Here is an 18,890-nt window from a genome sequence, read left to right on the forward strand (position 1 = left end):
GAGGGTTTTCAATGTCTGTCGGTACTATTGTTGTATTAGCGCTTTTCGCTTTTATTGGTACAACTATTTTTAAAGGGGTGCGTATTGTTCCCCAAGGTTATAAATGGATTGTACAACGCTTAGGTAAATACCATACTACCTTACGTCCAGGTCTTAACTTTGTCATTCCGTATATTGATGAAGTTGCTTATAAAATCACAACCAAAGATATTGTTTTAGATATTCCTTCTCAAGAAGTGATTACTCGTGACAATGCCGTCATTATTGCCAATGCTGTAGCGTATATTAATATCACGACACCAGAAAAAGCAGTGTACGGGATCGAGAACTATACTTGGGCAATTCAAAACCTTGTTCAAACTTCATTGCGTTCTATCGTAGGTGAAATGGACTTGGATGATGCGCTTTCATCTCGTGATCACATCAAAGCTAAACTTAAAGCTGCCATTTCTGATGATATTTCAGACTGGGGGATTACCCTTAAAACAGTTGAAATTCAGGATATTCAACCATCACACACCATGCAGGCTGCGATGGAAGCACAAGCTGCTGCTGAACGTCAGCGTCGTGCGACTGTGACCAAAGCCGATGGTGAAAAACAAGCTGCGATTCTGGAAGCAGATGGTCGTCTTGAAGCGTCTCGTCGTGATGCAGAAGCACAGGTTGTACTTGCCGAGTCTTCACAACGTGCCATTGAAATGGTTACAAGTGCAGTAGGTGATAAAGAAATTCCAGTTGCTTACCTACTCGGTGAACAATACGTTAAAGCGATGCAAGATATGGCAAAATCAAACAATGCCAAGACTGTCGTGCTTCCTGCCGATGTACTGAACACGATTCGCGGAATTATGGGACGTTAATTTTAATTATCGTTCTGTATGCAAAAAGCCATGGTTCTCCATGGCTTTTTTATTCTCTAGATTTTTAAATAGGTCGCTTTAATTTAATTCTGATCAGCAAGCTGCTTAATCTTACGATCAAATACAAATGGGCCAAATGGTAATACAGCCGCAATCAACCCCATATTAAAGACTGATAAAGACCATTTCATGCGATGACATACCACAAATAACATCACGAGGAATAACAGAAATAAGACACCGTGCCCCATACCAATATATTTTACAAAAATTGGATTTCCCCAAATATATTTAATTGGCATTGCGATGCCGAGTAAAAGTAAAAATGAAATACCTTCAAGTGTGCCAACAATACGTAAAGATTGAATATTCATAACATGCCTTAAATTAACTTTGACGTGCCAATAAAAATTGAGAGATTGCAGTGAGATCTTTTGCGTCTTCACCAAAGAATGCCAAAGCTTCAAAGGCTTGATCATGTAATGTTTGCGCATAGGCTTGTGCTTGCGCTAATCCCATCAACGCAGGATAGGTGGATTTTTGCACCTGCTCATCTTTACCCGCAGTTTTTCCAAGTGTTTCGGTGCTTGCCGTAATATCTAAAATGTCATCTTGAACTTGGAACGCTAAGCCAATACTTTGCCCAAACTGGCGTAGCTTTGGAATTGCTTGATCAGTTCCAGCGAAAACCGTGACTGCACCCATCATAATTGCCGCTTGGATTAATGCACCTGTTTTATTGCGATGGATATTTTCAAGTTCGGCTTGATCGACCTGTTTGCCTTCAGCTTGTAAATCCAAAACCTGTCCACAAACCATTTTTGAACTGGCTGTCGCTAAAATTTGCATCTGCTTTAGTACAATTGCAGGATCAGTGCCCTGCCCTTGTTCATCGAATAAACGGCTACCTAGAATCTCAAACGCCATGGATTGCAGAATATCACCCGCCAATAAAGCGGTATCTTCGCCAAAAGCAACGTGACAAGTCGGCTGACCACGACGCAGCAAGTCATTATCCATACAAGGCAAATCATCATGTGCCAGTGAATAACAATGAATCAATTCAACTGCAACCGCAGCACGTCGAGCAGCAGCAAAATGAGGATTTGGTTTTAATGCAGCTGCGGCATAACATAGTGCTGGACGGATTCGCTTTCCACCTAACATTACCGCGTGGTGTACTGCGGCTTTTAAGGGTTCTGGAATCGAAAATGCAGCCAATGCTGTCAATAAATCTTGTTGAATACGTTGTTGAGCTTGTTTTAAAACATCCGCATTAACTTGAGAAATAGATGACACGATTGCCTCTGGAATTTAAATGGAAGAATAAATGACAGAACTTGCCAAAGTGGCGACATCATAACACTATTTATCTCACTAGATTGTGTTTGTATTTTTAATCCATTCAAAATAATAAAACCTCCTAAAAAGGAGGCTTTATTGACTATAAATCTTGATTAGAACGTATCACCTGGTACGCGTACCCAACCTTCCATCAATACCCGCGCACTACGGCTCATAATGGCTTTTTTGACTGACCATTTGCCATCAATCAAGTCAGCCTGAGCGCCTACACGTAATGTTCCAGATGGATGACCAAAACGAACAGCTTCGCGTTCGCCACCACCAGCAGCCAAATTAACGAGAGTTCCTGGAATCGCTGCTGCCGTTCCAATTGCAACCGCAGCTGTGCCCATCATAGCATGGTGTAATTTACCCATTGAAAGCGCACGAACCAGTAAATCAACATCTGTAGCGTCAACAGCTTTTCCACTTGAAGATGTATATGATTTTGGTTTTGAAACAAATGCAATTTTAGGTGTATGTTGACGTGCTGCTGCTTCAGAAATATCTTTAATCAAGCCCATTTGCACTGCGCCATAAGCACGAATTTTTTCAAAACGCGCTAATGCCACTGAATCACCATTGATATGATCTTGTAATTCTGTACCTTGATAACCAATATCTTCCGCATTCAAGAAAATCGTTGGAATGCCTGCATTGATAAAGGTGGCTTGGAATGAACCAACCTCTGGCACTTCAAGCTGATCGACGACATTACCGGTAGGGAACATATCGCCACCCTCTTCGCCATCATCTGCTGGATCTAAAAACTCAATTTGAACTTCTGCTGCTGGGAATGTCACACCGTCAAGCTCAAAATCACCTGTTTCTTGTACTTGCCCATTGGTTATTGGTACATGCGCGATAATGGTTTTTTGAATATTCTTCTGCCAAATACGCACCGTACAAATGCCATTTTCAGGAATACGATCAGCATCAACTAAACCATTAGAAATCGCAAATGAACCCACTGCAGCAGTTAAATTACCGCAGTTTCCACTCCAATCGACAAATGGCTGATCAATTGAAACTTGTCCAAAAAGATAGTCAACATCATGTTCTGGCTGCGTGCTTTTCGCCAAAATCACCGTCTTACTGGTACTAGAGGTTGCACCGCCCATTCCATCAATTTGTTTACCATAAGGATCAGGACTGCCAATCACACGAAGTAAAAGTTGATCACGAGCTTTGCCTGCTACTTGTGCCGCTTCAGGTAAATCATCTAATTTGAAAAATACACCTTTACTTGTGCCACCACGCATATAGGTTGCAGGGACTTTAATTTGCGGTACTGAGCTCATGTCAATTTCATCCTTTTATCATGTACTTGGTGCAAATAAATTTTGATTCTAAATTACTGCACAGCAATCGAAAATGCCATACGACCAATTGATTTTAGATCATCGATCGTGAACAAAATATGTCTTTGATATTGAGTCTATTCTGTAAATTTAACAATGGCGTTTAAACCACTAAACAAGGTTAATTAAACAAAGCCCTCATTTAAGTGTATAAATAAAATACAAATCTTAGTTTACTATTCACTCAAATATAAGATTTTAAATGAATTTTAAAAACAACTTTCCAGTCATAGCTCATCTGTACTTTTACTAGGCGAAAATCTTTCAATCTATTAGAATAATCCACTTATTCCTCGTCGAGCTCAGTCCTTTGAACAACGATTCTTCTAAACTTCAGCGTGGACTAAAAAACCGCCATATCCAACTCATCGCGATGGGTGGGGCTATTGGTACGGGCTTATTTTTAGGTTCTGCGCAAGTCATCCAGTCTGCTGGACCATCTATTATTTTGGGTTATGCGATTGGAGGCTTGATTGCTTTTCTAATCATGCGTCAACTTGGTGAAATGATCGTTGAAGAACCTGTAGCAGGTTCATTTAGCCATTTCGCCTATCAATATTGGGGTAAATTTCCTGGTTTCTTATCAGGTTGGAATTATTGGGTTTTATATATTCTCGTTGCCATGAGTGAGCTCACGGCGGTAGCGAAATATATCAACTACTGGTGGCCTCATATTGCAGCTTGGCAGTCAGTATTATTCTTCTTTGTCATCATTACTGCGATCAACCTCACCAATGTGAAATTCTACGGTGAATCTGAGTTTTGGTTAGCAATCATTAAAGTCACGGCTGTCGTTGCTATGATTCTTTTTGGTTTGTATTTATTGTTTACCGCAGATGCAAACTCAACAGCGTCATTTAGCAACTTATGGTCACACGGCGGTTTCTTCCCGAATGGCTTTGATGGGCTATTCTATATGCTTGCCTTCCTCATGTTCGCCTTTGGTGGTATTGAGCTAATTGGTATGGCAGCAGCTGAAGCGAATGATCCAAAGAAAACAATTCCAAAAGCGATTAACCAAGTTGTTGTTCGTATTTTAATTTTCTATGTCGGTTCACTCGCAATTTTATTATCGCTTGTGCCTTGGAATCAGCTTGATTTAGGTGGTTTAGACAAGAGCCCATTCGTGATGATCTTCAGTCAAATGGGGATTGGTTGGGCTGCGCATTTACTTAACTTTATTATTCTAACAGCTGCACTCTCGGTTTATAACAGTGGTATGTATGCTAATAGCCGTATGCTGTTTGGTTTGGCTGAACAAGGCAATGCACCGAAAGTTTTTGCGAAAGTAAATAAACAAGGTGTTCCTGTACCAGCTGTCTTGCTTTCTGCATTATTGATCTTTGGTTGTGTGTTGTTGAACTACTTTGTTCCAGAAGATGCTCTTGGTCATTTAATGTATATCGTGGTAGGTGCTTTAGTTCTGAACTGGGCAATGATCAGCTTAACGCACTTAAAATTCAAAGCAATGACGAAAGAGAAAGGTTTAAAAACCAGTTTCCCTGCATTATGGTCTCCGTTGAGCAACTATTTAGTTTTAGCATTTATTGCAGTTGTTCTATACATCATGTGGCAGCAAGGTTTTAAAGAATCTGTACTGATGATTCCGATCTGGATCGTACTCATGTTTATTTTATTTAATGTTTTAAATAAAAAGAAAACTGACTAAATAATTGATCGATTTATTAAAAAGTGATTGCTAAGGCAGTCACTTTTTTGTTTATAATCATTAAATTATGCGCTCATAGCTTAACTGGATAGAGCAGTTGCCTCCTAAGCGACCGACGTGGGTTCGAGTCCCGCTGAGCGCACCATTTTATGGTCTAATTCAGTATCTACATAGATATACAATACAATAAATTAATATAAATCAATATTTTAATTAATATAAAAGTTAATAACTGTCTCTATTGATCTACCAAAATCCATGTTTCTTTACGGTAATTTATACGGTAAACTCGTTTTACCGTATAAACTAATACCGCAAAAATGCCAAAAGTTGTTGTACCACTTACAGATACCAAAATAAAAAAGACCAAAGCTGATCCTGAAAACATACAAAAGCTATCTGATGGAAAAGGCTTATTTTTAATGATTACCAAGAATGGAGAAAAATTCTGGCGTTTTGACTATGCTCGTCCTTATACAAAGAAACGTAACTCTATAAGCTTCGGTAATTACCCTATCATTGGTTTGGCAGAAGCAAGGCAACGACGTGATGACGCTCGTACATTACTTGCTCAGAACATTGATCCTCAAGTAGAGAAATTAAGAATTGAGAATGAGATTCTAAATGCAAATAAGAATATATTCTCAATTGTAGCTCTAGAATGGGCAACAAAGCAGAATTTTGCTGAAGCTACAGTTAAAGGACAACAACGTTTATTTGAAGTGATTTTCAAACATATTGGCAGGATTCCTATCCATGAACTAAAGCCAATGGATATTTTAAATATTTGTCGTATTTACGAAAAAGAAGGCAAACATGAAACAGCAAAGAAGGTAAAAACTAAATGTGGTCAAATTTTCCGTTACGCTGTCTCATTAGGCTTATGTGAACGCGATGTAACACAAGATTTAAGAGGGGTTTTAACTACACCTGAGACTAAACATATGGCAGCAATCATAGATCCAGATGAGTTTGCTAAACTTCTAAATGATCTAGATCATTATGATGGTTCAGTTATCACGCAATATGCTTTGCGTATTGCTCCTCTAGTCTTTGTTCGCCCAGGCGAATTACGCCATGCGAAATGGGCTGATATTGACTTAGGAAAAGGTCGTTGGGAATACACGCCACCTAAAACCAAGAAAAAACAGGTGTATCACATATCGTTCCATTATCGACTCAAGTCGTTCAAATGCTGAAAGAGCTTGCCAAAATAACTCAGGCAAACAGCGAATACGTTTTCCCCTCTCTTACCACATGGCAACGCCCGATGTCTGAAAATACAGTTAATCAGGCTTTACGTCGCTTAGGCTATACATCAGAGGAAGCATGTGGGCACGGTTTTCGAGCTTCTGCTAGAACTATTTTAGAAGAAGTACTTGAATACCCTGTTGAATGGATTGAGCAACAACTAGCTCATAAAGTCAGAGATATGCATGGAACAGCTTACAATCGTACTAAGCACTTAGACAAACGTACTGAAATGATGCAAGCTTGGGCGGATTATTGTGAAAATATTAAACTGCTTCATTCAACTCTTTAAAGAAGTATCCATCTACTTTCGTATTAAGTTAAACTAACATCCATAAGATTAAAATTACTTAACCATCAATCTATTAAAGAAATTTGATAAACTATACTTCACTACAACAAGGTAAGTAAATGCTTCAACTAGACTAGAGATAATATTCATCACAGCGTAGATAATTTAGAAAAAAGAAAAATTACTTTCTAGTAGTTTTTCCCTTATTAATTGATAAGATAGCTAAAAAATTTCGGTAGATAAATTATGAAAATTAACTCCATCGAACTAACAGATGTAGGTGGAATACCCCATCTAAATTTGGAATTTTTGAATACACAGATGAACATTATTTGTGGTGAAAATGGTGTAGGCAAGACAACCTTATTGGATAGTATTGGACATATTTTTACAAATCAATATTCACATATTCTCAAAAAAAACATTAATTCGAATAGGGCTACAATTAATGGGAATGTAACCGATGATAGAGGGAATAAACTTAACCCTATATTACTTTTTAATCAATCCAGACCAGATCAAGGGAGTCCTATGAATGGATTAGGACATTTATCCTTTAAATTAATATCCTTAAAGGTTGATCGTACATTTTCTTATCAAAAGTTAGATGCTATAACTAAAGATCAGACTAAACAAGAAGATCATGCTTCCCATCAATCAATTAATGGAATTGATTATAGAGATATTAAAAGTTGGTTTTTACATAGGCATTTATACTCAGCTCATCCAGAAGCATTAAAAAAAGAGCAATTAGAAAATTTTGCACTTGCAAAAAGATGTTTTTCTATTCTAAATCCAGCTTTTAATTTTAGTAGGGTTGATGCAAATGATAATGAAATCATGTTAAATACTCCGAGTGGAGAGATCTATTATGAGTATTTATCATCGGGTTTTAAATCTACAATATCGATTGTATTTGGAATAATAAAAGAAATTGAGTTGCGATTTAAATCACCATATATGCTAGCACATGAATTTGATGGAATTATTTTAGTTGATGAAATTGAATTACATCTTCATCCAGAATGGCAAGGTAGAATTTGTTCTGTTTTAAAAGAAGTTTTTCCAAGAGCGCAATTTTTTATTTCCACACATAGCCCACATGTTGTACAAACTGCTTTACGTGGTGAAGTTATCGCCTTGGAGCGCAATGAAACTGGCGTGTCAAAACGCGAATTGCCAACATCTGAATATGGCTATCAAGGTTGGACTATTGAGGAAATTCTAGAAGATATAATGGGAATGCCAGATCTTCGAACACAGAAATATAATGAGATTAAAAAAAGATTTGAAGATGCTTTGGATGAGATGAATAAAGTTGAAGCACAAAATGCATATAATGAATTGAATAAGATGTTACATCCTGATTATCCATTACGTCCTGTTTTCCAAATGCAGCTTGACAGTCTTGGGGAATAATCCATGATTAAGCTGGAAAGAAAAGAGAAGCCTGAATACTTAAGTAATGAAAAAGTAGCTGAACTAACTGAACGATTTAAGATAAACAAAAAAGATACTGTTTGGAAACATACTGACATCCATAGTGCCCTGCTTTTATCTAGTTCATCTAAATGTGCATTTTGTGAAGCACAATTACAAACTGGTACAGCATACATGGAAATTGAGCATTTTAAAGATAAGGATACATACCCAGAGCATGTAGTTGATTGGGAAAACCTTTTACCATCTTGTAAGCGTTGCAATACTACGAAAGGAACTCATGATGTAGTTACTGAACCAATTATTAATCCTTTTGATACCGATCCCAAAGAACATTTAACTCAAGCTGTATGTAGGATTTATTTTAAGACACAACTTGGAGAGTCAACGAGGGATGTATTAAATCTTAATGATGATCGTTTATTGCGCCTCCGATTTGAGACTTGGAACTATGTTATCAATCAGGTTGAAAGTATCTATTATGATATGGAGAGAAAAACTACTTTAAATAGACGAGAAAGGAATAAACTTGCAAATTTATTAACTTCTTGCCAATCTGATCGTGCATTTTCGGGATTTGCATCTACAGCATTGCATCAATCGGTTGAATATACAAAGATTATTGCGTTACTAAAAAACCATAACCTGTGGGATGATCATTTAGAGTTATTGCACACTAGCTCATTAAACCTTATCCTAGATTGTCGCACATAAACTAAAGTCCGGAATGGGGCTTTTATGATCTAGGCGGTATAACTATTATATCACTACACCACAGATTGTTATTAACAGCTTAAACGATGACTTAGAAAACAAATTTTGCATTCTATTAGGTTCATGTACTAGTTCAATCCTAGTCTGACAGTCAGCATTTTTCAATGTATCTATCAGGCTAAATTGAGGTAAGCAACTTTCGCAAATCAACAACTGCTTGTTTTTTCGTAAGATCAAGTACAGACTTAGGAAAAAGTATCATATAGCTCTTTGCTTCTGTTGGTTGACCTGCTAATTGAGGGTGTAAAGACTTTTTGCATAATTCAGAAGTTTCAGGAATTCTTTGCCTTAAAATATCTAGCAGCATACCCTCTAAACATAAAGGCTCAGATAGTAAAATAATAATATTATTTCTCTTAGCTAAACTAATATCTTGCTGCTTTATAGCAACGTCACTATCCATAAAAATGTATTTTTTATCATAGGCAGCATGACTGGTCTTTTTAATTGCTGTCTTAATTACATCGTGAGGTGAACCACCATCTGCTGAATTAATCGTAACTTTTTGACCAGAATCCCGATGGTCATAAAGACTTTTCATGTGATCTAAAAAGGCTTTATCGTGCGCTCCCTCTGCAACAATGATGAGTGTTGTTTTTTTAATGTGACGAGTTCTAGCCATAATGCATAACCTCACACATTTGGAACAGCATCAAATGCGCCAGCCATGTACTTCGCATATAAATTATCATCTGCCCTGACACCAACTACATCATCTAAACGCCAAGCTTCTGATTCTTGATTTTCTTTCTGCACAAGATAAATTTGATGCTTCTGAAGTATGTTAAATACCTCAGGTGTGTGACAGCTAAAAATAAGTTGTGCTTGATAAGGATTTGTTTGTTCAAATTTAAATAAATCAATTAAATGAGGTAAAAGATGTGGATGCAAGTCGTTATCAATTTCATCAATAATTGCTAAACCACCTTTCTGTAAAATTGGCAAAATTATACTTAACAAAATAAAAGCAGAGCGAGTGCCATTAGATTCATTAATGAACCAGAATTTTAATTCTTCATTGCCATATTGATGTATTGCTACTGGCATTAAAACTTCTTTAGCTTGTTGATCTAAATCAAATGAAACAACCTGCTCAAATTTTAACTTTGAAATTCCAATATCGAACTTACACAGTAAATTTTCTACTTGATTTTTAAGAATTTCATTATCATTAAACAACTCAGCAGCTTCAATTAAAGCCTCGCTAGAGTGTTCCTCTCGTCCCGTTGGATGAACATTAAAAGCAAAACTGCTAAAGAAATGAACAACTTTTTTAGCTACCGGACTGTCTAACAAGTTAGCATAAGCAATCAAAGAAACATTTGTATTAGCATCATCAGCTAATGAGGGTGAAAGGAAATGACGGTGTTTATAACTTACAATTTCTTCATCATTTATTCTCTCAAAAATATAACTAAAACTACGACTAGTTTTCTGATACAAAGCTTCCCGATAAACTTTCTTTGTTGTAACACTTAACTCGTAACGATACTCGTCATATAAATCATCCTCGTTTTTTAATAAAAATCCAACTTCAAAATTTGATATCTTTTCTTCAGTACCTTTGAATGGAGAAAATAAAATAGCATCATTAGATTCTAGTCGTTTCGCAGAACGTGCAATAAACCAACTTAAAAAAGGTAAAACTTTTAAAAACTGAGTCTTACCAGAGCCATTTGCTCCCAAAACCCCAGTTACTTTATTTAACCGAAACTTATCATAGGTAGTTTTCAAATTAATATCATATAAAGACTCAGCTGGCTGTTTGCCAACTTTAAAAGACCACTCTCCCTCTCCTGCAAAGGAGAAGAAATTATTAAAACGAATATAGAGCAGCATAGAAACGCCTATTCAACAAAATTTTGTTAAGTTCTTTACAATATAGCACATAGAGTATACTTTCCTAGCTCAATTAACTACTGCAATCAATTTATCACCCAAATACAACACATTTTTTATCAAAAAAATAAGGAGGCTCTCGCCTCCCACTTATTTTCGACTAGCTAACTTAGTCTCAATCCATTGATTGATTTCTAAAGCTGACCAAGCGACACGATTGACAGATAACTTTATCGGTTTAGGAAAAGTCACATCATAGCGTGGCGATTTCTGATTCATCATTAAATATATAGTTGGTCGACTTAACCCCGTAATTTCACAAACTTGTGAGATTTTAAGCAATTGATTCATCTGAAAAGTTTGACCTGTGAACGCATTCATGATGTTTTTCTCCCAATCAATGATGCGAGCGCAATTTCGCTCAAATAATAGAGCTCGCTGTAAGAAAAAACGTCCTGCTTCCACCCAATCAATTCAAAGCCTGAACTGACTGCTGCAACCCTTTCTGAATATCCTGAACATGAGTCAAATCATGGGACTGCTGATGCTGTTCTGATTTAGATTCATCCGTGTAAAACTCCTCAACAATATCCAGACCCTCTTCACTTCCCACTTCAAAGCTGGCATTACTGTAACTCTGCCGTGCTACATGATATAAAGCCTCCTGATAAAACCCTGCTGCCTTACTCTATTCATCCATCAGCTTGGCTGAAGTAATTGATTCCTGCAAATTCACACCATCACGTAAAGTTAAGTGCACATACTAGATTGGGATACGGTAGCTTTAGTTGATAATTACGCCTCAGTAAGAAAAATCGCAATAAATAGTTGGTATAAGATTAAACCACCAAAAGTAATATGAATAAGTTTAGCTTATTAAATTTAGTTCATAATTATTATAGGAAATAAAAGTTGTAGGGTAGCTAACTACCCTACGACACTTAAATATTAATAGATGATGGACTGATTCATTGTTAAATCTGCTATAGACAATGAGTCAGCTTGGTTAGTAAAAATTAGAAGATCTTTCGAAAGTTCGGTTGGCTGATTACGAGCACTCAATGTATTAGTTTTTGCATTAGCATCATAAATAATCTCGATATAATCGGAAAGATTAGAGCTGTTTGCATGATTATCTAATATTTGAGACAAATCAATTTGATCTTCTGTCATATCAAAATCAGTCACAAAGTCGACAGGAGTTTCACCTGAAGCATTGAGCAACAATTCAAGAATATCATTGCCCTCATTTAGGACAAATAATTCACTCACAGCTGCATCACTGCTCAGAATATTGTTACCTGAATCACCCATTACAATACTGGTGACTTCGTCCTCAGCATTAACAGGACGGTCCACACCAAACACCTGATAAATCTGCTGTGAGGAAATACTGCCCCCTGTTTCGAAATTAAAAGATTCGACCTCATGCGCACCACCAAGGAAGAAGTCTTTTACCGTAATCTTGTCACTATTACTACCATTCACCTTAAGGATCAGGTCATCGCCTGATTTAGTTAAATAGTTACCCACCTGACTAAAGGCAATATCATTGCCAAAAAGCGCCTGATCTGTACCCAGCTTTTCATCAATGACCATCACACCTGAACTATAGTTATAGATCGTGTTAAAGGCATCTGAATCTATATTTTCAGGTGGAATGTTTGCTGGCGCACTTTGCTGTGGCATGGTGATTCCAAATGCCCCAAAAATCTGCTCAGCAGTAATTTGTCCTCCAGTCTCAAACTGGAATGTCTCAACCAAATACTCACCAGCCAAGAAGAAATTTTTTACTGTGACTTTATTGGTGTTACTACCGTTCACTTTCAAAATCAGGTCATCACCTGATTTAGTCAAATAACTTCCCACCTGATTAAAAGTAATACCATTTTTAAAGATGACTTTATCATTGCCTGATTGTTCTGTGATAGTTAACGCACCAGAAGTGTAATTATAAGTCGTATCTCCAACAACTTCACTTGATCCTTGATTACCTGAACCACCAGTAGATGGAAGAGTGAGACCAAATGCATCAAAGATTTGCTGTGCAGTAAGCGCTCCACCCGTCTCAAACTCAAAGTTCTCAACTAAAGAATTTCCTGCGAGAAAGAAGTTCTTTACTGTGACTTTATTAGTATTACTACCATTGATCTTAAGAACTAAATCATCACCCGATTTACTCAGATAATTTCCAACTTGACTAAAAGTAATCCCATTTTTAAAGATGACTTTGTCAGTGCCAGATTGTTCATTGATCGTCAATTCTCCGGCTGTATAACTATAAATAGTATCCCCGACAGGATTAGCTGGTTGAGTACCACCACCAGTTGTTGGAATGGTTAAGCCAAATGCACCAAAAATTTGTTCCGCTGTCAGTTGGCCACCTGTTTCAAAGTCAATCGTTTCAACTAAATTGTTACCCGCAAGAAAGTAGTTTTTCAATGTAACTTGATTAGCTGAGCTGCCATTTACTTTCAAGATGAGATCATTCCCAGATTTCATTAGCCCAGATCCAACCTGATTGAAGGTAATTCCATTACTAAAACGTAATACGTCTATACCACCAACTTCTTGTAGAACATCTTTCCCCCCTGTGTAGAAGAAAATATTATCCTCATCACCACCAATCAATGAATCATTTCCCAATGTGTCATAAATTGCCCCAGGAATAGGTGTATTTGCAGATGGCTGAATATTTATATTCACGCCGACCCCTGTACCTACCCCATAGAGGTCAGTCCCCCACAAATAGAAATTTAATTGCCCAACATCAACTCCTTCAGGTGGACTGACAGTAATAGTTAAAGTCAGTGGGTCAAAGATGATCCATTCAGGAATATCTTGATAGTCACCACTGGCATCTTGAGTTTGTAGAGTCAGTTTAAAGCTGAGTTGGTCATCCGCATCTGGATCGGTAATAATATTACTAAAAGTATACTGGAGGACTTCTTCAATTTTTACATTTAGAGTTGAAGGATACTGTTGAATAACAGGTGCTTGGTTATTCTCAGCTCGAAGTAGAAGTGAGTCAATTTCACTTGTTGTCCATATCTCCCCTGAATCAAATACGATTTGATCAAATTTATTGCTAAATGTAGTATTTTCACTATCTTGATAATCAGCTAAGTTATAATTTGACAACCATATTTTATCAGTACTATTTCTAAATCCAATTAGAACACTTTCACCGAATTTTTGAGCATATAAGCTATTAGCCTCATGACCCTCAATTTTCAAAATATTTACAGCAGATAACTCATCCTCAAAACTAAAAGTATCCGTTCCTCCGCCCTTTTTGTAGATATAAGTATCATCTCCAGCAAGACCGTTAATAAAATTATCTTGCTCATTTCCTGTAATGATATTATCTAACTCGTTACCAAAAGCTACTTTGGCATCACCTTTTAAGATTACATTTTCTACATTAGATTGTAGGTTATGGTAATTCCCTGTATCGAACCAGTTTCCATTTGAATCTTGCGAATAAAATCTTTTATCATCCCATTGCTCAATAGTATCTATGCCACCACTATCACCAAAAACATAGCCAGCAGGGTTTAAAATACCTTCTACAACTTGATCACCTCGAATTAAAGTCGTAGTTCCATCAGAATTTGTTATGAGCTTGTCGTACTGGTTCACAACATAATAGTCGTCACCAGCGCCACCACTCATGATATCGGCACCACCTTTGCCATCTAGATAGTTATTTCCAGAATTTCCATAAAGCCCATTTTCTTTAGCATCACCGATAGCATTAAAGTCTCCACTTCCTTTTAAATGAATTTCCTCAAGATTAGTCCCCTCAAGATCAAAATTATTCTCGATGAAAATAGCATCATAACCCTCATCTTCATTTTCAATGATTGTGTCGGTTCCATTAACATCATAAGAGTCATCCCCTAATCCACCGATCAATATATTGGCTCCCTCATCACCTTGAAGCCAGTCTCTACCATTGCCACCAATAATTAGGTCATCACCCGCACCACCAAATAAAGTATCGTCGCCTTCACCACCATGTATTTCATCATTACCTGCTAAACCAAATATAAAATCATCGCCAAACCCGCCTTGTATATGATCTATTTCGTTCCCACCATGAAGTCGATCATCCCCTAAGCCGCCATCAATTAAATTTTGTGCGACTAGATTTCCACGAACTTCATCATTTCCATCGTAAGCATTAATAATATTTAGTCGATTATTTAATGTACCAACAATAACCTCACTGTTATCACTACCTTCAAAGGTAACTCTAGACATCAGATCACTATTGTTCCATATCGCTTGATCAGCAAACTGTATCTTTAAAGCTGAATTTTGAGAGTTCAGAATATAGTTTTTTAATACAATTGTGTCAGTTAAGCCATATTGAATAATGAGATCACTATCTTGGAAAGTAATATTGGAAATATCTGAAGTATATATATTTTGAAAAACTACTTTATTTTCTTCTAAAGAATAGTCAAGTTCATGAATCTCATCAATACCATCACCTAACTCAAAGTGATATGTATCGTTGCCACTGCCTCCATACAGTCGATCACTACCTTTTTTCCCAATTAATGTATCATTCCCATCAAAACCATAAATTTGGTTTCCTAAATCATTACCTGTAAGTAGATCTACACCTCTCCAGCCATTAATATATAACTCATCTGAAGAATCACTAATGTTTTGAAGGGGAGATTCAAGTATTGTAGTTAAAGAAAAAACTTGATCCTTGAACCTAAAAGAAATATTTTTTATTGAAGTAGAATCCAATGCCCCTAGCAGGGTTACTTCATCAGTTCCATATTTAATTACTAAATTATGACCTTGTTGAAAGAATGTAGCTTCAGTAGAAATAACATCAGTAAACGCAATTTTATCAGTACCAGTAGAGAGATTTTCATAATTGACAAAATCTTTACCTGCACCTTTAAATAGAATATAGGTATTGTTACCTTCACCACCATTTAAAAAGTCATTATTTTTTCCCGAAACTATAATATCATTACCACTGTCACCATTAACAGTTATACCAATATCGGTATCAATAATTACAATATCATCTCCACTTCCCGCATCGAAGATCGTATTTGCTGAATTACCAATTACACTAAAATCATTTCCATTCGTTCCATTAGTTGAAGGAGTATCTACATCAGCAAAAACTTGATCGATTAATAACTTTAAAGCTGGATCATTTGAAAAATCATCTCTCCACTGCTGGAGCAAAACAAAACCTTTCTCCCAACCAGCAATATCTAAAAAATTTCCATTAATTTCTAATAAATCTTTCAAATCTTCAATAGCGGCTAAAGGTGATAAGATAATTTTCTGCGAAAAAATTTGTTCTAAGTTAGAAAAATCAAAATAGACTTCATCCTCCTCTAACCCTAAGTACATATCTACAGAATCTAAATAAGGCTTTAGAATAGTTTGATTCAACAAGTCAGAAAATATAGATTCCTTAACAAAATCATAAATTTGCTCGACGCTAGATATTTGATCAGCAAGATATTGATTTAATTGGGTTGTAGGTTCCCTACCTAAAAATGCATCAACGAATCTAACCTTCGCTGTAAGATTAGCATCTGCAATTTCTGGTGGAGGTGGTGGTGTAGTTAAATAGGTTGGAACAGGATCACCTCTCCGTACATAAATTACATTTTCTGAGTTTGATGATTGATACCACTCTACATTTATTAACCGGATAATTTCAATAGGATCATTTGAATAAGCAGGATCAGACTTAGCCCAAGATTTAACTAAGCTGTCGAGTAACTCTTTTTGCTGAGATCTTGTAGTAGCATTAACATATTGTGATAATAAATTTTTAAATTCTGTAGATTGCATAGCAACCTGATGCAGATCTTGCAGTCGACCATAACCTTTTAATTGAGGGAGAACAGAGACATCTTGTGTAACCTCAACTTGGCTAGTAAATTTACTATAGATATCCTGATTTTCGAAATTAACATCAGCCATTTTCCCAAGGGAGCCATCTGCTTTAGTATATGAACCTGTTTCAGCTAAATAACCACCTTCTACTTGCTCATTTTTTATTTCATTAATATTTACGTTTAGACTCTGTATACCCACGCCATTTAAAGAAAAAAGCTCTGAAGCTTGACTGACACCATCTCCATTTATGTCTTTCCAAATTTTTAACTCATTAAAACTTGCGTCATTACTATCAACTTTTCCATCCCCATTACTATCTAAATCAGACAATGCTGCAAAACCATTTTTGGCATTTGTACCATTCGCTAATTTTGTACTGTCGCCAAATAGTTCAGCACCTGAGTTTATGGTTCCATCACTGTTTATATCTCTAACTAGAAGACCATCTTCAGGTGAAACCCACCCCGTAGCTGTTTTAATCCCATCATTATCCCCATCAAAAACAGCTCCTTGAAATTTATTTGCTGCAATTGTTCCTATCTCGCCATCCCCATTCAAATCTAGGATTAAAGGATCATAGTATTCAATACGATAATCCCTAGATGGGGGATTTCCATTGTTTGGATTTGATGAATTAGGATCAGGAAATAGAGGATCAAGCCATTGGGGATTCTCTTGTATTAAATCAATTATTTCATTCCAACCCTCCCCTGCATACCAAACAGCTCCAGCAACAGCTAATCCAGTAAGAATTACAGGCGATCCAGCAGCAATAGCGGTTGCGCCGACAGCACCAGCTGCTATACCCATAGCAGTTTGAAGTGCAGCGACACCAATATCTTGAGCAACATTTTCATATTCACCTGCCATTGCATGTTTTCCTGCTTGCAATGCTGTGGTCATATTCCCTAACTTTGCATATGCTGGTACTTCAGCAGCACCAACAGCTGCCCTTAGCGTATCCCTTGCTGTATCAAAACCATCAGCTATATTTCCTACTGCATCTGGAAAATCATTGTTCTGATCTGTCATTTTTATTTAATCCTATGTAGATAATGTTTGATCTCAAATGCCCAAACTATTAATATTGTAAAACTTAGAAAAACAGCATAAAAAAAAAGCGAATATATAATCGTAGTAAAAGTTCCAGACCCATATATCCAGTAATATTTTGGTGAATCTGATGCTGAAGTAAAAAACATTTTTATAAATAGCAAAAAATATATAAAACAAAGAAACCAAGACATATTTTTGAGATATACTCCTGTTTCTTTTTCTTTCTGCTTGAAACTAACAAAATTTATTGCTTTTAACATCCGATTATGAAGCTCTCTAGAAACCCCTATAAATCTATACTTTATAAAAATATATAGACTCATAAAAATTGTCATAAATAAAAATGTATCTGTTAAAATTTTAGCTTTTTTCATCCAAAAATGAAGTTTGAGACTTTATACTGATTCCAGAGTAATCATCGTATGGGATAAAGACTGATATAGATATCATAAAAGGAACAAATATCAGAAAAAAATATTTTTGTTTAAAAGGAGACAACTCTTTTAGCAAATCTAAAGCATACTTATCATTACCCATTAAAAACTCCTAGGCACGAGGTACTAATAAAATCCCTTTTTTTAAAGGTTACTCAATTTTCTACTTTTAAATTCGTTCAATCTTCGACAATGCTACCTATTTATTCTCTGTCTAAAAAAATAGCAAAAATTGAGATATAAAATTTATGTAGGTTTTTCATCTTTTAGTATTACTTTATTTTTTTATTAATCTATACAGACAAGTATATTTATTTTGACAAATTAAACAAATTCAATATATAATGTGATTCTCATCACTTTAAAATTACAAAAAAAAGAGAGTCGAAACTCTCTTTATCTTTGTACCATTTTAGATTCAATCCATTGATTTATTTCCCTCACTGACCAACAAATGCGATTTTGTGTCATTTTAATTTTCTTTGGAAAAGTAGGATCGTAGTATGGAGATTTTTCATTCATTATTTCATAAACAGTGGAACGATTAAGACCTGTATACTCTACAACTTGTTTAATGCTAATAAGTTTATGCATCTGAAAAGTTTGACCTGTGAACGCATTCATGATGTTTTTCTCCCAATCAATGATGCGAGCGCAATTTCGCTCAAATAATAGAGA

General features: G+C 36.1%; 13 protein-coding genes, 1 tRNA gene and 2 pseudogenes. 6 read left to right on the forward strand and 10 right to left on the reverse strand.

Annotation, left to right across the window (positions count from 1 at the left end; genetic code table 11):
* Positions 1-11 precede the first annotated feature (11 nt).
* A complete protein-coding gene (locus ACT4_RS16560; protein ID WP_004877049.1) occupies positions 12-860 on the forward strand; it encodes an SPFH domain-containing protein in 849 nt (282 codons plus the stop codon).
* An 83-nt stretch (positions 861-943) separates the two neighbouring features.
* Here ACT4_RS16560 and ACT4_RS16565 read toward each other — a convergent pair whose 3' ends face one another.
* From ACT4_RS16565 to prpF, 3 genes are all read right to left on the reverse strand, one after another.
* Positions 944-1,234 (reverse strand): DUF3817 domain-containing protein, encoded by a 291-nt coding sequence (locus tag ACT4_RS16565; RefSeq protein ID WP_004877052.1) that lies wholly within the window; start codon positions 1,232-1,234, stop codon positions 944-946.
* A gap of 13 nt (positions 1,235-1,247) precedes the next feature.
* Complete coding sequence (locus tag ACT4_RS16570) at positions 1,248-2,159, reverse strand: polyprenyl synthetase family protein (protein ID WP_004877054.1); 912 nt, start codon at positions 2,157-2,159, stop codon at positions 1,248-1,250.
* Between the two features lie 158 nt (positions 2,160-2,317).
* Positions 2,318-3,505 (reverse strand): 2-methylaconitate cis-trans isomerase PrpF, encoded by a 1,188-nt coding sequence (prpF, locus tag ACT4_RS16575; protein ID WP_007484233.1) that lies wholly within the window; start codon positions 3,503-3,505, stop codon positions 2,318-2,320.
* Positions 3,506-3,875: 370 nt separating this feature from the next.
* On the opposite strand from prpF, the gene ACT4_RS16580 reads away from it, so the two are divergent.
* The 5 genes and pseudogenes from ACT4_RS16580 to ACT4_RS16600 all read left to right on the forward strand — a co-directional run bounded on the left by ACT4_RS16580 (position 3,876) and on the right by ACT4_RS16600 (position 8,931).
* Positions 3,876-5,234: an amino acid permease gene (locus ACT4_RS16580; RefSeq protein ID WP_026094034.1), complete on the forward strand. Its 1,359-nt coding sequence runs from the start codon at positions 3,876-3,878 to the stop codon at positions 5,232-5,234.
* A gap of 69 nt (positions 5,235-5,303) precedes the next feature.
* Positions 5,304-5,379 (forward strand) — tRNA-Arg (locus ACT4_RS16585).
* A gap of 175 nt (positions 5,380-5,554) precedes the next feature.
* Positions 5,555-6,777: pseudogene (locus tag ACT4_RS16590) on the forward strand (tyrosine-type recombinase/integrase).
* 246 nt (positions 6,778-7,023) lie between these two features.
* Positions 7,024-8,196, forward strand: a complete 1,173-nt coding sequence (locus ACT4_RS16595; RefSeq protein ID WP_004963725.1) for an AAA family ATPase — start codon at positions 7,024-7,026, stop codon at positions 8,194-8,196.
* A gap of 3 nt (positions 8,197-8,199) precedes the next feature.
* Positions 8,200-8,931: a hypothetical protein gene (locus ACT4_RS16600; protein ID WP_004963727.1), complete on the forward strand. Its 732-nt coding sequence runs from the start codon at positions 8,200-8,202 to the stop codon at positions 8,929-8,931.
* 178 nt (positions 8,932-9,109) lie between these two features.
* On the opposite strand, the gene ACT4_RS16605 is transcribed toward ACT4_RS16600, so the two are convergent.
* The 7 genes and pseudogenes from ACT4_RS16605 to ACT4_RS16635 all read right to left on the reverse strand — a co-directional run bounded on the left by ACT4_RS16605 (position 9,110) and on the right by ACT4_RS16635 (position 18,836).
* Positions 9,110-9,613: a hypothetical protein gene (locus ACT4_RS16605; protein WP_007484243.1), complete on the reverse strand. Its 504-nt coding sequence runs from the start codon at positions 9,611-9,613 to the stop codon at positions 9,110-9,112.
* A gap of 11 nt (positions 9,614-9,624) precedes the next feature.
* Positions 9,625-10,830, reverse strand: a complete 1,206-nt coding sequence (locus ACT4_RS16610) for an ATP/GTP-binding protein (RefSeq protein WP_004963733.1) — start codon at positions 10,828-10,830, stop codon at positions 9,625-9,627.
* A gap of 150 nt (positions 10,831-10,980) precedes the next feature.
* A complete protein-coding gene (locus ACT4_RS16615) occupies positions 10,981-11,211 on the reverse strand; it encodes an AlpA family transcriptional regulator (protein ID WP_004963736.1) in 231 nt (76 codons plus the stop codon).
* An 88-nt stretch (positions 11,212-11,299) separates the two neighbouring features.
* Positions 11,300-11,614, reverse strand: a pseudogene (locus tag ACT4_RS17045) (hypothetical protein); the annotation flags it as partial.
* A gap of 164 nt (positions 11,615-11,778) precedes the next feature.
* Complete coding sequence (locus ACT4_RS16625) at positions 11,779-17,754, reverse strand: calcium-binding protein (RefSeq protein ID WP_007484245.1); 5,976 nt, start codon at positions 17,752-17,754, stop codon at positions 11,779-11,781.
* Between the two features lie 384 nt (positions 17,755-18,138).
* On the reverse strand, positions 18,139-18,315 hold the full coding sequence (locus ACT4_RS17615) for a hypothetical protein (RefSeq protein WP_007484247.1): 177 nt from the start codon (positions 18,313-18,315) through the stop codon (positions 18,139-18,141).
* Between the two features lie 293 nt (positions 18,316-18,608).
* The gene (locus ACT4_RS16635; protein ID WP_004963746.1) at positions 18,609-18,836 is read right to left on the reverse strand and encodes an AlpA family transcriptional regulator; all 228 of its coding nucleotides are present in this window, start codon (positions 18,834-18,836) and stop codon (positions 18,609-18,611) included.
* Positions 18,837-18,890: the final 54 nt, after the last annotated feature.

The organism is Acinetobacter sp. NBRC 100985 (genome assembly GCF_000241225.1).
GTDB lineage: Bacteria > Pseudomonadota > Gammaproteobacteria > Pseudomonadales > Moraxellaceae > Acinetobacter > Acinetobacter venetianus.